Below are 14,023 nucleotides of genomic sequence, written 5' to 3'. Positions count from 1 at the left end.
CATTGAAAACTATGCGTACCAAAATTCTAGTTACGGGTGGCGCGGGCTACATCGGTTCGCACGCGGTGGTGGAGCTGCATCAGGCCGGCTACCAGCCCATTATCGTCGATGACTTCAGCAATTCGCAGGAGTCGGCGGTGGCGGGCATCGAGGCCATCCTGGACACGCGCGTGCCGCTGTATACCATCGATTGCGCCAACGAAGAGGCGCTGCGCGGCGTGTTCCAAGCCGAGCCCGGCATTGCCGGCGTGATTCACTTTGCCGCCTTTAAGGCGGTGAACGAGTCGGTGCAGAAGCCGCTGGCGTATTACCGCAACAACCTCGACTCGCTGCTGGTCCTGCTGGCGGTGATGCCGGAGTTCGGGGTGGAAAGCATCGTGTTCTCCTCGTCGTGCACCGTGTACGGCGTGCCCGACAAGCTGCCCGTGACCGAGGCCACGCCCACCAAAAAAGCCACCTCGCCCTACGGCGCCACCAAGCAGATGGCCGAGGACATCCTCACCGACGTGGCCGCCGCCGGCGGCCCGCGCACTATTTTGCTGCGCTACTTCAATCCCATTGGGGCGCATCCGTCGGCCAAAATCGGCGAACTGCCCCTGGGCGTGCCCCAGAACCTGGTGCCTTTCATCACGCAAACGGCGGCCGGCATCCGCGAGAAGCTGACCGTGTACGGCACCGACTACGACACGCCCGACGGCTCTTGTGTGCGCGACTACATCTACGTGGTCGACCTGGCCAAGGCCCACGTGGTGGCCGTGCACCGCTTGCTCGAGAAAAAAGCCGCCGACAAAGTGGAAACCTTCAACGTGGGCACCGGCCGCGGCAACACCGTGCTCGAAGTGGTGCGCACCTTTGAAGAAGTGAGCGGCCAGAAACTGAACGTGGAACTGGGCCCGCGCCGCGCCGGCGACGTGCCCGCCATTTATGCCGATGCCACCAAAGCCGAAAGTGTGCTCGGCTTCAAAACCGAAGGTTCGCTGGCCGAGGCCCTGGCCAGTGCCTGGAAATGGCAGCAGACGCTGGGCAAGTAACGGTCATGCTGACGCAGGAAGCCTCTTATTGGGGCTGCTTGCGTCAGGTCTATCATTCACTGCAGCACGGGACATGAATAGGTCCTTCGTTGCGCTCAGGATGACAAATATTCCATCATGAAAATCCTCATCACCGGCGGAGCTGGCTTTATTGGGTCGCACGTGGTGCGTCTGTTTGTTACGAAGTACCCCGACTATCAGATTCTCAACCTTGACGCGCTGACGTACGCCGGCAACCTGGAGAACCTGCGCGACATCGAGCAGGCGCCGAACTACCGGTTCATCAAAGGCGACATTGCCGACCAGAGCTTCATCGACCAGCTGTTTGCCACCGAAGAGCCCGACGCGGTGATTCACCTCGCGGCCGAGTCGCACGTCGACCGCAGCATCACCGACCCCATGGCGTTTGTGAAAACCAACGTCATCGGCACCGTGAACCTGCTGAACGCGGCGCGCCACCTGTGGCAGCCCAAAGGCTACGAGGGCCACGTGTTCTACCACGTGAGCACCGACGAAGTGTACGGCTCGCTGGATTTCGGCCCCGAAATGTTTACCGAAGAAACGGCCTACGACCCTCGCTCGCCCTACTCGGCCTCCAAGGCCAGCTCCGACCATTTCGTGCGCGCTTGGCACCACACCTACGGCTTGCCCATCAAGCTCAGCAACTGCTCGAACAACTACGGCCCCAACCACTTCCCCGAGAAGCTCATTCCGCTGGCCATCCACCGCCTGCGCACCGGCCAGCCGGTGCCGGTGTACGGCAAGGGCGAGAACGTGCGCGACTGGCTGTTTGTGAAAGACCACGCCACGGCCATTGACGCGGTGTTTCACAAGGGCAAAAACGGCGATACCTACAACATCGGCGGCGTGAACGAATGGCAGAACCTCAAGCTCATCGAGCTGCTCTGCGACGTGGTGGACCGGAAAACTGGTCAGGAGGTGGGCACTTCCCGTAAGCTCATCAAGTTTGTGACCGACCGCGCCGGCCACGACATGCGCTACGCCATCGATTCCTCGAAAATCATGAACGAGCTGGGCTGGAAACCCTCCGTCACCTTCGAGCAGGGCCTGGCCCAAACCGTGGACTGGTACCTCGAAAACGAGGAATGGCTAAACCGCGTGACCAGCGGCGCCTACCAGGACTACAACCAAAAGCAGTACGCCGGGCGCTAGCGCTAGGCTTCAGTTAACGGTTATCAGTGAGCGGTGAACAGTGTCGTTCAGCAGCCTTTGATGAACTGTTAACTGCTTACTGATAACTGTTAACTGACCTTATGTACGAAAATCCCTTCCACGAGCGGCCGCTCGACAACCTGACGTTTCTCGTGACCGGTGGCGCCGGCTTCATCGGCTCCAACATTGTGGAGTACCTGCTGAAGTACGGCGTGAAAAAAGTCCGGACCCTGGACAACTACTCCAACGGTTTCCGCAAAAACCTGGCGCTGTTTGCCGGCGATGCCCGCCTCGAAATTCTGGACGGCGACATTCGCGACGCGGCCGTGTGCGCCAACGCCTGCCAGGGCGTCGACGTGGTGCTGCACGAGGCCGCGCTGGGCTCGGTGCCGCGCTCCATCAAAGACCCCGTGCTGACCAACGACGTGAACGTGGGCGGCTTCGTGCAGATGCTGACCGCCGCCAAAGACGCCGGCGTGAAGCGCTTCGTGTACGCCGCTTCGAGCTCGACCTACGGCGACCACCCCGGCCTGCCCAAAGTGGAGGACCGCATCGGTAAGCCGCTCTCGCCCTACGCCGTCACCAAGTACGCCAACGAGCTGTACGCCGACGTGTTTGCCCGCACCTACGGCATGGAAATCATCGGCCTGCGCTACTTCAACATCTTCGGCCCGCGCCAGGACCCGGGCGGAGCTTATGCGGCGGTGATTCCGCTGTTCATCGACGCCATTCTGCGCAACGAGCCGCCCACGCTGAACGGCGACGGCGGCCAGACCCGCGACTTCACTTTCGTGGAAAACTGCGTGGAAGCCAACATCCGCGCCGCTTTGGTGCAGAACCCCGAAGCCTTGGGCCAGGTGTACAACATCGCCGTGGGCGACCGCACCTCGCTGGTGCAGATGTACGACATCCTGCGCGAGGAAGCGGGCTCCGACCTGGCGCCCAAGTTTGGCCCTGACCGCCCCGGCGACATTCGCGATTCGCTGGCTGACATTTCCAAAGCCAACCGACTGCTGGGCTACAACCCGCAGGTGCGCATCCGCGAAGGCCTGCGCCAGACGCTGGAGTGGTTCAAGGCCAACCAGAACTTCATTCAGGAAAGGAATTAAATTGTAGCCTGGACTCTGCGAGTCCGGGCAGTAGTCCGCGTCCTTAGCGCCCGGACTCGCAGAGTCCAGGCTACAATCACAACCCCATGAAAGGCATTATCCTCGCCGGCGGCTCCGGCACCCGCTTGCACCCGCTCACGCTGGCCGTCTCGAAGCAGCTTATGCCCGTGTACGACAAGCCGATGATTTATTATCCGCTGTCGATTTTGCTGATGGCCGGCATTCGGGAGGTGCTGATTATCACCACCCCGCATGACCAAGCGCAGTTCCAGAAACTGCTGGGCGACGGCACAAACCTGGGCTGCGACTTTCAGTACGCGGTGCAGGAGGTGCCCAATGGCTTGGCCCAAGCGTTTGTGATTGGGGCCGATTTTATCGGCAACGACAAGGTGGCGCTGGTGCTCGGCGATAACATTTTTTACGGCGCCGGCCTGGAAACCCTGCTCAAAGCCAACAGCAACCCCACCGGCGGCGTGGTCTTCGCCTACCACGTGCTCGACCCCGAGCGCTACGGCGTGGTGGAGTTCGACGAGAACAAAAAGGCCCTCAGCATCGAGGAAAAACCGGCTAAACCCAAGAGCAACTACGCCGTGCCGGGCCTGTATTTCTACGACAACGACGTCATCGAAATTGCCCGAAACCTGCAGCCCAGCGCCCGCGGCGAGTACGAAATCACGGACGTAAACCGCGAGTACCTGCGGCGCGGCACCCTCAAAGTGGGCATTCTGGGCCGGGGCACGGCCTGGCTCGATACGGGTACTTTCGAAAGCCTCATGCAGGCCGGCGAGTTTGTGCGCGTGATTGAGCAGCGCCAGGGCCTGAAGGTGGGAGCCATCGAAGAAATTGCTTACCGCCAAGGGTTTATCAATGCCGACCAACTGCGGGCTCTCGCCGCGCCGCTACGCAAAAGCGGCTACGGCGACTACCTCATGAACCTGCCCGAGCAGCTGGTGGTGCGAGAATAATCGCCTCCGTTGCGAGCGCAGCGAAGCAGTCCTTCCGGTCTGTGCAACCGGCCCTGAAGTGTGATAAACTCACTAAAAAAGCCCCGGCTCTACCCAGAGCCGGGGCTTTTTACATTTCAAGGTTTCTGGCTTCAACTGGACGGATGGCATCGCTGCGCTCGCAACGACAGGCGCCTACTCGTCCAAGTACTGATGCACGAACTTGATGGCCATGCTGCCCTCGCCCACGGCCGAGGCCACGCGGGCCATGGCGCCGGCGCGGCTGTCGCCGGCCGAGAAGATGCCGGGCACGCAGGTTTCGAGCAGGTAAGGTTCGCGCGTCTTTTTCCACGTTTGGGCGTAGCGCGGGTCGGCCACCAGGTCGCGGCCGGTGAGCACGAAGCCTTTGCCGTCGCACAGCACCTGGTCGCACACCCATTCGGTGCTGGGCTTGGCGCCGATGAACACGAAGAGGGCCCGGGCAGGGCGCTTTTCGACCGTGCCGTTCTGGTCCAGCATCACGGCCTCTAGGTGGTCTTGGCCGCACACTTCCCGGATTTGGGAAAAGGGCAGCAGCTCGATGTTGGGCGTGTTGCGAATCTGCTCGATGAGGTAGGCCGACATGCTGGCGGCCAGGCTGGCCCCGCGAATGACGATGTAGACCTTGCGGGCGTAGGTGGCCAGGTACATCGCCGCCTGCCCGGCCGAGTTGCCGCCGCCCACGATGTACACGTCCTGCTGGTCGCAGCTGCGGGCCTCGGTGCGGGCCGCGCCGTAGTACACGCCCGCGCCGCTGAGGCGGTCCATGCCCGGCACGTCGAGGGTGCGGTAGCTCACGCCCGTGCTCAGCACCACGGCCTTGGTGCTCACCTCGCGGCCGTCGCTCAGGGTCAGCACCTTGTAGCCGTCCTGAATGCAGAGCTTGGTGACCTCCTGCGGGGCCAGAAACTCGGCGCCGAGGCGCACGGCCTGGGTCCAGGAGCGAAAGGCCAGCTCGGCCCCGCTCAGGCCCGTGGGAAAGCCCAGGTAGTTTTCGATGCGCGAGCTGGTGCCGGCCTGCCCGCCGGGCGTTTGCCGCTCGATGATGAGCGTTTTGAGGCCTTCGCTGGCGCCGTATACGGCGGCGGCCAGGCCGCTGGGGCCTGCCCCCACCACCACCACGTCGTACATCTCCTGCAGCGGCTGGTTGGCAATGCCGAGGTAGTTGGCGAGGTCGGTTTTGCTGGGGTTGGCCACTGCCTTGCCGTCGGCGCAGATGATGAGGGGCAGGTCGGTGGCGTCGAAGCCGCGGGCTTTCACCAAGGCTTGGGCCTCGGGGCTCGTTTCGTAGTCGAGCCACTGGTAGCCCACCATGTAGCCGCTGAGGAAGTCCTTGAGTTCGTGCGAGAGCGGCGACCATTGGAACCCAATCAGCCGCACGCCGTCGAAGCGCGGCTTGTGTGCGGCCTGCCAGGCCGCCAGTAGGTCGTGCAGGGTAGGGTAGAGCAGGTTTTCGGGCGGGTCCCAGGGTTTCATCAGGTAGTGGTCGAGCCGGGCCGAGTTGATGGCACGCACAGCGGCTTCGGTGTCGGCGTAAGCCGTGAGCAGCACGCGCTTAGCGTCGGGGAAATACTCGCGCGAGGCCGTGAGCAGCTCCACGCCTTCGAGCTCGGGCATGCGCTGGTCGGCCACTATCAGGGCCAGGGGTTCTTCTTTTTCGTGCAGTTCCTGAATGGTGGCCAGCGCCTCGGGGCCGGAGTTGACGCGCAGGATGCGGTAGTCTTTGCTGAATTCCTGGCGCAGGTCGCGGGCGATGGCGCCCAGCACCTGCAGGTCGTCGTCAACAGCGAGAATAATGGGTTTGGGGGTGGCCATGGTTGGGGGTGGTGTTTTTATAATGTTCTGACGGGGCGCCTCACCCCTGACTCTCTCTCCCAAAGGAGCGGGGGCACCGGTCTTGCGTGGGCGTCAGGCTCCTCTCTCCTTTGGGAGAGGGGCCGGGGGGGAGGCGCTCCGACTGTGCAGCCATGCTACGCCTGCGCCCCCGCCACCGGTAGCCAAACGCAAAATTCGGTGCGGCCGGGCTCTGAATTTACTTCCAGTCGGCCGTCGTGCTGCCGGATAATCTGCTGCGCAATGTCAAGCCCCAGGCCCGACCCGTCGCCGGCCTGCTTGGTGGTGAAGAAGGGCTCGAAGATATGCGGCAGCACGTCGGCGGAAATGCCCGAGCCGTTGTCGCGCAGGAACACGCGCACAAAGTCGCCCTCCCGCATGGTGCGCAGCGTGAGCTCGCCACCCTGCGCCGGCAGGGCATCAATGGCGTTGTCGAGCAGGTTGGTCCACACTTGGTTCAGGCTGCTCACCCGGCCCCGTATCGGGGGCAAGCCGGGGGCATACTCCCGCACCACGGATACGTTTTTTTGGCGCAGCTGGAAGCCCAGCATGTTGAGCGTGCTCTCCAGGCCGGCCGTCACGTCGAGGGATTCAAAGCCGCCGTCGCGGTCCATGTGCGAGTAGGTTTTCACGTCGGCCACCAGCTTGCTGATGCGGCCGCCGGCCTCCTGCACGTCGCGCACCAGCTGCATGGTGGTGAGCTGGCCTTCGAGCCAGGCAAAGGCCGCCGGGCGCGCCGCCGGGGGCAGCAGGGCAGCCGTGGTGGCCAGCGCCTCGGGGGCTAGGCCGGCTTCGATGAACGTTGAAGCCAGGCCGTAGCCATCGGCCACGCCCTGGCTGTCGAGCCAGTCGGCCAGCTCGTCCTCGGCATTGGCCCGGGCCAGGGCCGACAGCGGCGCGGCCGACGCAGCCGGCACGGCCAGCCCCGTGAGCGCGCGCATGGCCTCCGGCGACGGGCAGTGGCCCACCAATTCCACAAACAGCGCGGGCTTGGCGGCGGCGCGCTGGGCCAGGGCCTGGGCGGCGCGGGCAATGGCGGCGGCGGGGTTGTTGAGCTCGTGGGCCAGGCCGGCCGAGAGCTTGCCCAGGGCGCGCAGCTTGTCGTCGCGCTCCTGGTTGCGCACCTGGTCGCGGCTGCGGTCGTTCATCACCGCCACCAGGCGCTGGGTGAGCTCGGGGCTAACTTGCTCCAGGGCCGGGAAATGGTCGCGGTGCAGCGTGTACAGCAGCGTGTCGCCCACGGCCGTGCCCTGGCCGTTGATGACGCGCAGCCGGGAGTAGGGCAGCACGCCCGTTACCTGTCCGGCCTCGATGCGAAAAATGGGCTCGCGCTGGGCGCCTTTCACGGCGTAGAACTGAATGCCGCCGCGAATGATGGCCGTCATCAGCTCGGCCGGGGAGCCGGGCTCGAAGAGTACTTCATTGTGGGCAGCGGTGCGGCTTGCGCCGTGGGCCAGCAGCCACTCCAGCGTGGCGTCGGGCAGGCCGGCGAAGGCCGTGACGGTGGCCAGGTCGGCGGCGGTGATGAGGGAGGTTTCAACCATAAGGGAGCAGCCCTGCGAAGGGCGTAATGTTGACCGGTTGCCGGGGACAGGGCGTTGTACCTTGCGCCTTGCTGCCGACGAATGAACCGGCAAAATGCTTCAGTTTTGAGGCAACTTTTTCCGCCCGGGCAGCCTTGTAATTTATCATCTAATTTCCCGAAAAGTAGCTTTTTCATGGCCAAAGCCAGAACCGTATTTTTTTGCCAGAACTGCGGCGCGCAGAGCGCTAAGTGGATAGGCCGCTGCCCGGCCTGCGGCGAGTGGAACACCTACGTTGAAGAAGTGGTCCAGAAAGAAACCGCGGCCACCACCACGGGCCAATGGAAGCCCGCCAGCACGGTGCCCGGCGGCAACTTGGCCAAAGCGCCCAAATCCGTCCAGCTCGGCGACATCCTGGTGGAGGACGAGCCCCGCATCATCACCCCCGACGGCGAGCTGAACCGCGTGCTGGGCGGCGGCATCGTGCCGGGCTCCATGGTGCTCATCGGCGGCGAGCCGGGCATTGGCAAAAGCACGCTCATGCTGCAAATTGCCCTCAGCCTAAAAAAGATGAAAGTGCTGTATGTGAGCGGCGAGGAAAGCGAAGCCCAGATAAAGATGCGCGCCGAGCGCATGGCCGCCGGCCAGCAGTCGGGCTGCTACATCCTCACTGAAACCAACACCCAGAACATCTTCCGGCAGATTGACCAGGTGCAGCCCAACATCCTCGTCATCGACTCCATCCAGACCATGCACTCCACGCTGGTGGAAAGCGGCGCCGGCAGCGTGAGCCAGGTGCGCGAGTGCACCGCCGAGTTCCTGAAATTTGCCAAGGAAACCAGCACGCCCGTGCTGCTCATCGGCCACATCACCAAAGACGGCAGCATTGCCGGCCCCAAAATCCTGGAGCACATGGTGGACACGGTGCTGCAGTTCGAGGGCGACCGGCACCTGAGCTACCGCATCCTGCGCACCACCAAAAACCGCTTCGGCAGCACCTCCGAGCTGGGCATCTACGAGATGCAGGGCGACGGCCTGCGCCAGGTGAGCAACCCCTCCGAAATCCTGCTCTCGCAGCGCGGCGAAAGCCTGAGCGGCATGGCCATCGGGGCCACGCTGGAGGGCAACCGCCCGCTGCTGGTGGAGGTGCAGGCCCTGGTGTCGCCCACGGCCTACGGCACGCCGCAGCGCAGCAGCACCGGCTTCGACGCCAAGCGCCTGCAAATGCTGCTGGCCGTGCTCGAAAAGCGCGCCGGCCTGCGCCTGGGTCAGCACGACGTGTTCCTGAACATCGCCGGCGGCCTGCGCCTCGACGACCCCGCCCTCGACATGGCCGTGTGCGCCGCCGTGGTGTCGTCGCTCAACGACCTGCCCATTCCCGGCAATGTGTGCCTGGCCGCCGAAGTCGGGCTGAGCGGCGAAATCCGCGCCGTGAGCCGCCTCGACCAGCGCCTGGCCGAGGCCGAGAAATTAGGATTCCGGGAGATGTACGTGTCGCAGTTCAACGGCAAAGGGTTGGACTTAGCCCGGTTTGGCCTGAAGGTGCAAGCCGTGAGCCGGCTCGACGAAGTATTGAACGGCCTGTTCGGTTAGCCAAAAACGGCGCTGATAATCAGCCAGTGCCCACGGAGCCCTGCGGCTTTTGTCGAGTCCTGCCTGCGGGAAGGCCTTAAAAATTCTGCCGCGCGATTTGGATTTTATAAATCAAAAAGCCGTATCTTCGGAGTGCTGATAGGCTTTTACCGCGAATTCATAGGTAGGACCGTTGAAAGCGCTTGCCCGTTTAGTCGATTTTTGGCAGCTGCCGGCGCCTGCTGGCCGCTAGTTATTTGGTGATATGATGTCGTCTTTCATTACGTATGCGCGCCGGTTGGTGGGCGCGGCGCTGGTGCTGGCGCCGCTGCTGAGTCACGGGCAGGGGCGCACCACGACCACCGTGGTGGGCGCCGCGGCCCGCAAGGCCCCGGCTACCGAAGCCGCTTTGGGCGGCAAGGCCACGCTCACCGGCCGCATCAGCGGCCCCACCACCGACTCGGTGGCCATCTCCCTGCGCGAAAACCCGCTCGACCCCAAGGAAAAGCTGTTTCGGGCCAAAATCGGCGACAAGGGCGAGTTCCGGCTCACCGTGCCCGTGAGCGGCCCCACCAAGGCCGACCTGGTGTATGGCGACGACGTGGCCCCTTTGTTTCTGGACCCCGGCACCGACATCGAAGTGCGCTTTAAAGGCAGCGACATGTCGGGTACGCTGAAATTCAAGGCCAATGACGTGCCCACCGGCTTGGCCACCAAGCTGCGCAACGGCTCGAACCTGACCGACGAGCAGCGCCACCGCCAGCAAGGCGCCAACGCCAACAACTACCTGGTGGAAGCCGACGCCCAATTCGTGGAAAACGACGGGTTCCAAGTGCTGCCCGACAACATTCAGCTCTACGAAGCCCCGTTTCTGTCCTTCCTTGAGTACCGCCGCAAGCACCAGTTCGAGTTTCTGGAGGACCACGCGGCCAAGCAGTCGTTCACGCAGGATTTTTACAACTACGCCCACGCCGAGGTGGTGTATGCCTATGCCAACGACCGCCTCACCTTCCAAGACCTGCGCGAGCAGGTGGTAAATACCGAAGGCCGCCTGAAAATGGCGCCCGACTACTACAACTTCCTGCGCGAGCCCGGCCTGCTGAACGACCCCAACGCCGCCCAGAGCGAGCTGTACCACGAATTCCTGCTCAACTACGTGCACTTCGCCGTGGCCCAGGACAAGCACCAGCGCACCGACCCGGACTTCTACCCGGCGTCCTACGCCCTGGCCAGCAAGAAGCTCACCGGGCCCACGCGCGCCATCATTCTGGGCCGCATCCTGCAGGAGTCCTTCCGCTTCGGCCACGTGAAGCAGTCGGCCGCCATGTTGGCCGACTTCCGCGCCTACGACGCCAAAAACCAGTACTTCCCCACGCTGCAGGCCGATTTTGACCGGCACAAGGAATTTGCCATCGGCGCGCCGGCCCCGGATTTCAAGCTGGCCACCGCCGCCGGCGACACGGTGCACCTGCACGACTTTGCCGGCAAGCTAGTGTACCTGAACTTCTGGAAATCGACCAACGGCCTGTGCCTGCGCGACCTGGCCTACGCCCAAGAGCTAATGCGCAAGTTTGAAGGCAAAAACATCACGTTCATCAACATTGCCCTCGACGAGAACGAGCAGGCCTGGCGCTCCCTCGTGATGGCCAAAAAGCTGCCCGGCGTGCAGGTGCGCGTGCCCGGCGGCGGCCTGCGCTCCCAGATTGCCAAGGAATATGCCCTGCAGGAAGTGCCCACCTACATGCTGGTGGGCGAAGACGGCACCTTCCTCAATACCAAGCCCAAGCGCTTGAGCAGCCGCGCCGCCATCGACGAAATCAACCAGTCGTTTGGCAAAGCCAGCACCTACACCAGCGCCATCGACTTCCCGGCCACAAAGAAGTAGAACTTCGGAAAGCTTCTGTCATCCTGAGCGCCGCGAAGGACCTTCTCACGCAAGAACAGCCGCTAGAACATTCCTGGCGCCAGTTGTTCAGACATGAGAAGGTCCTTCGCGGCGCTCAGGATGACGTATTTTTAGCCTTTCCTTTTCCCATGTCCACGCTCACCGACAGCCTCAACCTCCTTTCCAAAGCCACGCCGTTGCGCGTGTGGAATACCGCGCAGGTGGTGGGCTCCTACATCGTGAGCAAATTCACGGGCAAGGCCCGGCTGCGCGGCCTGCCCATGGCACTCAGCTTCGAGCCCACCACGAGCTGCAACCTGCGCTGCCCAGAGTGCCCCAGCGGCCTGCGCTCCTTCACGCGGCCCACGGGCATGCTGCAGGGCGACCTGTTCAAGCGCACCATCGACGAGGTGGCCAGCCGGCTGTGGTACCTGATTTTTTACTTTCAGGGCGAGCCCTACCTGCACCCGCAGTTTCTGGAGCTGGTGAAGTACGCGGCGGACAAAGGCATCTATACCGCCACCAGCACCAACGCCCACTACCTCAACGACCAGAACGCCCGCAAAACGGTGGAAAGCGGGCTGGACCGCCTCATCATCTCCCTCGACGGCACCACGCAGGACGTGTACCAGCAGTATCGGGTGGGCGGCAAACTGGAAAAGGTATTGGAAGGCACGCGCAACATCGTGAAGTGGCGCAAGGAGCTGAAGTCGAGCACGCCGCGCATCATCTTTCAGTTTCTGGTGGTGCGGCCCAACGAGCACCAGATAGACGATGCCAAGGAGCTCGCGCATGCCTTGGGCGTGGACGATGTGTGGTTCAAAACCGCCCAGATTTACGACCACGCGCAGGGCTCGCCGCTCATTCCCACCATCGACTACTACTCGCGCTACCAGAATAACGGCAACGGCACCTGGAGCCTGAAAAACAAGCTGGTGGACCATTGCTGGAAAATGTGGCACAGCTGCGTCATCACCTGGGACGGGCTGGTAGTTCCCTGCTGTTTCGACAAGGACGCCGAATACCGCCAGGGCGACCTCAAAACCGAAACCTTCGCCCAGCTCTGGCGCGGCCCCAAGTACCAGCGCTTCCGCAGCAGCTTGCTCAAGGGCCGCGACCAGATTGAGATGTGCCGCAACTGCTCGGAAGGCACCAAGGTGTGGGGCTAAGGCCCGATACCGCAACAGCCGTTCTGCCGGCCCGCGATGGGGCCAATAGAACGGCTGTTGTGGTGATGGCAAAGGGCTAACCGGCCTATTTGTGGCCTTTCATCAGGTTTTTGCCCAAGTCCTCTACTTGCTTGAGGAACTCGTCGGTGTCGCTGTCGGCGTACACGCCATAGGCCGAGGAAATGGTGCCGCGCACGCCGTCGTTGGCTTCGATGGCGTAGAGGATGGACATGTCGTCGGGGTTGCTTTCGCCTTCGAAGCGGTAGAAATCCACGATGGTTACTTCGTCGGGAGCGTAGCTCTTGTTTGAGTCGCTGCCGATGGTTTGCAGGCGGCCATCCACGACGTTGAAATCCTGGGTGAAGCCGTCCTTGGTCAGCTTGTTCTCAACATTTACAAGCGACCGTTCTTCTTCTTTGTCCTGCATGGCTGGGGGGTGTTTGGGTAATGAAAGAATGTGTGAAGGGTGCTAAAACAGGCGTCCCCGCTTCGGCTATACGGAGCCGGGGCAGGGACGGGTTATTCGAACGTTAGAAAGAAATTAAAGCGCTGGGCTGAGCCGTCAGCGGCCGTTGTGGGCGCTGGCCCGGGCCTCGATGGTGGCCTGCAGGCGGTCGACGTCGAGCTGCCCGCAGGCGCCGCCGCAGCCCTTGGCGCAGCCGGCGGCCGATTTGCTGAAAAACGCCCGCCAAAAAATGCGGCCCACGTAGAACGCCGCCGCCACGAAGAGCGCGCCAATCAGGAAATACTGGATTTCGACGGAGGTGAGGGCGAGAAGCATGCCGGATAAACTGCGACGGAAAAGAAAAAGTTTGCGGGCGCTAAGCCCGGCGGCTAGCGCCAGAATTCGCCAATGACGGCCTGCACCTGCGCGTGCAGGGGACCGTTGCTGGCCACCACCTCGCGCCCAAACAGCGGGTCGCCGTCGGTGAGAAACTGCGTGACGTGGCCGCCGGCCTCGCGCACCAGCAGGATGCCCGCCGCCACGTCGTACGAATTCAGGTTGAACTCAAAAAACGCTTCGCAGCGCCCGGCGGCCACGTAGGCCAGGTCGACGGCGGCCGAGCCCAGGCGGCGCACGCCGTGGCTGCGGTTCATGAAGGCGCCGAGTATCTGCAGGAAGGGCTCCATCTTGCCAAAGTCCTTGTAAGGAAAGCCCGTGGCAATGAGCGAGCTGTGCAAATCGGAAATGTCGGTGACGCGAATGGGCTGGTCGTTGCAAAAAGCCCCGCCGCCGCGCACGGCCCGGAAGCTTTCGTCGCGGCTCACCTCGTGCACCACGCCCACGGCCAGCTCCGTGCCGTGCAGCAGCCCCACGCTGATGGAGTACACCGGCAGGCCGTGCACAAAGTTGGTGGTGCCGTCGAGCGGGTCGATTATCCAGGTAAACTCTTCGGCCTGCGAGTCGGGGCCGGCCGTGCCTTCTTCGGTGATGAAGCCGGCCGTGGGCAGCAGCTCGCGCAGGCCGGCCACGAGGCGGCGCTCGGTTTCCTGGTCCACGTAGCTCACGAGGTCGTGCAGGCCTTTGTGCTCAATTTTGGCGCGGTCGAAGGTGGCCGCTTCCTGGCGGATGAACTCGGCGGTGCGGCGGCACAGGGCCGCCACGTCGTGGGAAAGCTGGGTGAGCTCGGGAGACGTCATGAGTAAAGTTTAGAACGATGTAGAGACGCGGCACTGCGCGTCTCGTCGTTGCTGATGTTGTTAAAAAGCGCCTTTGTTGGTGACAGGGCAAAGTTGCCAGCCGT

The 14,023-nt window shown here is 63.0% G+C and carries 12 protein-coding genes; 7 read left to right on the top strand and 5 right to left on the bottom strand.

The features are described from left to right. The first annotated feature begins 11 nt into the window (after positions 1-11). From galE to rfbA, 4 genes are all read left to right on the top strand, one after another. Positions 12-1,031: a UDP-glucose 4-epimerase GalE gene (gene galE, locus JAO73_RS00340; protein ID WP_198975213.1), complete on the top strand. Its 1,020-nt coding sequence runs from the start codon at positions 12-14 to the stop codon at positions 1,029-1,031. Between the two features lie 117 nt (positions 1,032-1,148). Continuing rightward, positions 1,149-2,204, top strand: a complete 1,056-nt coding sequence (rfbB, locus tag JAO73_RS00335) for a dTDP-glucose 4,6-dehydratase (RefSeq protein ID WP_198975212.1) — start codon at positions 1,149-1,151, stop codon at positions 2,202-2,204. Between the two features lie 101 nt (positions 2,205-2,305). Continuing rightward, positions 2,306-3,313: an SDR family oxidoreductase gene (locus JAO73_RS00330; RefSeq protein ID WP_190926110.1), complete on the top strand. Its 1,008-nt coding sequence runs from the start codon at positions 2,306-2,308 to the stop codon at positions 3,311-3,313. Positions 3,314-3,399: 86 nt separating this feature from the next. Continuing rightward, positions 3,400-4,278 (top strand): glucose-1-phosphate thymidylyltransferase RfbA, encoded by an 879-nt coding sequence (gene rfbA, locus JAO73_RS00325; protein WP_198975211.1) that lies wholly within the window; start codon positions 3,400-3,402, stop codon positions 4,276-4,278. A 174-nt stretch (positions 4,279-4,452) separates the two neighbouring features. Here rfbA and JAO73_RS00320 read toward each other — a convergent pair whose 3' ends face one another. Together JAO73_RS00320 and JAO73_RS00315 are read right to left on the bottom strand one after the other, a co-directional pair. Beyond that, entirely contained in the window at positions 4,453-6,111 is a 1,659-nt protein-coding gene (locus JAO73_RS00320; protein WP_198975210.1) for an NAD(P)/FAD-dependent oxidoreductase, read from the bottom strand. A 155-nt stretch (positions 6,112-6,266) separates the two neighbouring features. Beyond that, positions 6,267-7,673 carry a sensor histidine kinase gene (locus tag JAO73_RS00315; RefSeq protein ID WP_198975209.1) on the bottom strand — a complete coding sequence of 469 codons (1,407 nt, stop codon included), beginning with the start codon at positions 7,671-7,673 and terminating at the stop codon, positions 6,267-6,269. Positions 7,674-7,847: 174 nt separating this feature from the next. Between JAO73_RS00315 and radA the strand changes: the two genes are divergently transcribed. The 3 genes from radA (at position 7,848) to JAO73_RS00300 (ending at position 12,278) form a co-directional block, all read left to right on the top strand. Beyond that, the gene (gene radA, locus JAO73_RS00310) at positions 7,848-9,245 is read left to right on the top strand and encodes a DNA repair protein RadA (RefSeq protein ID WP_198975208.1); all 1,398 of its coding nucleotides are present in this window, start codon (positions 7,848-7,850) and stop codon (positions 9,243-9,245) included. Positions 9,246-9,489: 244 nt separating this feature from the next. Further along, the gene (locus JAO73_RS00305) at positions 9,490-11,109 is read left to right on the top strand and encodes a TlpA family protein disulfide reductase (RefSeq protein ID WP_198975207.1); all 1,620 of its coding nucleotides are present in this window, start codon (positions 9,490-9,492) and stop codon (positions 11,107-11,109) included. A 149-nt stretch (positions 11,110-11,258) separates the two neighbouring features. Next, positions 11,259-12,278: an SPASM domain-containing protein gene (locus JAO73_RS00300; protein WP_198975206.1), complete on the top strand. Its 1,020-nt coding sequence runs from the start codon at positions 11,259-11,261 to the stop codon at positions 12,276-12,278. An 85-nt stretch (positions 12,279-12,363) separates the two neighbouring features. On the opposite strand, the gene JAO73_RS00295 is transcribed toward JAO73_RS00300, so the two are convergent. The 3 genes from JAO73_RS00295 to JAO73_RS00285 form a co-directional block, all read right to left on the bottom strand. Beyond that, positions 12,364-12,705 (bottom strand): hypothetical protein, encoded by a 342-nt coding sequence (locus JAO73_RS00295; RefSeq protein WP_190926094.1) that lies wholly within the window; start codon positions 12,703-12,705, stop codon positions 12,364-12,366. 135 nt (positions 12,706-12,840) lie between these two features. Further along, positions 12,841-13,059: a FeoB-associated Cys-rich membrane protein gene (locus JAO73_RS00290; protein ID WP_190926092.1), complete on the bottom strand. Its 219-nt coding sequence runs from the start codon at positions 13,057-13,059 to the stop codon at positions 12,841-12,843. A 53-nt stretch (positions 13,060-13,112) separates the two neighbouring features. Further along, entirely contained in the window at positions 13,113-13,919 is an 807-nt protein-coding gene (locus tag JAO73_RS00285; RefSeq protein WP_198975205.1) for an inositol monophosphatase family protein, read from the bottom strand. Positions 13,920-14,023: the final 104 nt, after the last annotated feature.

The organism is Hymenobacter miniatus (assembly GCF_016427455.1).
Taxonomy (GTDB): Bacteria; Bacteroidota; Bacteroidia; order Cytophagales; family Hymenobacteraceae; genus Hymenobacter; species Hymenobacter armeniacus.
Note: the sequence above shows the minus strand (reverse complement) of the source record. Positions and strands in the feature narration are given on the sequence as shown.

Excerpts from the sequence above, each read along its gene's own strand:
- JAO73_RS00300 (WP_198975206.1), top strand. The coding sequence starts at position 11,259 with ATGTCCACGCTCACCGACAGCCTCAACCTCCTTTCCAAAGCCACGCCG.
- rfbA (WP_198975211.1), top strand. The coding sequence starts at position 3,400 with ATGAAAGGCATTATCCTCGCCGGCGGCTCCGGCACCCGCTTGCACCCG.
- JAO73_RS00305 (WP_198975207.1), top strand. The coding sequence starts at position 9,490 with ATGATGTCGTCTTTCATTACGTATGCGCGCCGGTTGGTGGGCGCGGCG.
- JAO73_RS00295 (WP_190926094.1), bottom strand. The coding sequence starts at position 12,705 with ATGCAGGACAAAGAAGAAGAACGGTCGCTTGTAAATGTTGAGAACAAG.
- JAO73_RS00315 (WP_198975209.1), bottom strand. The coding sequence starts at position 7,673 with ATGGTTGAAACCTCCCTCATCACCGCCGCCGACCTGGCCACCGTCACG.
- JAO73_RS00320 (WP_198975210.1), bottom strand. The coding sequence starts at position 6,111 with ATGGCCACCCCCAAACCCATTATTCTCGCTGTTGACGACGACCTGCAG.
- JAO73_RS00330 (WP_190926110.1), top strand. The coding sequence starts at position 2,306 with ATGTACGAAAATCCCTTCCACGAGCGGCCGCTCGACAACCTGACGTTT.
- JAO73_RS00290 (WP_190926092.1), bottom strand. The coding sequence starts at position 13,059 with ATGCTTCTCGCCCTCACCTCCGTCGAAATCCAGTATTTCCTGATTGGC.
- radA (WP_198975208.1), top strand. The coding sequence starts at position 7,848 with ATGGCCAAAGCCAGAACCGTATTTTTTTGCCAGAACTGCGGCGCGCAG.
- galE (WP_198975213.1), top strand. The coding sequence starts at position 12 with ATGCGTACCAAAATTCTAGTTACGGGTGGCGCGGGCTACATCGGTTCG.
- rfbB (WP_198975212.1), top strand. The coding sequence starts at position 1,149 with ATGAAAATCCTCATCACCGGCGGAGCTGGCTTTATTGGGTCGCACGTG.
- JAO73_RS00285 (WP_198975205.1), bottom strand. The coding sequence starts at position 13,919 with ATGACGTCTCCCGAGCTCACCCAGCTTTCCCACGACGTGGCGGCCCTG.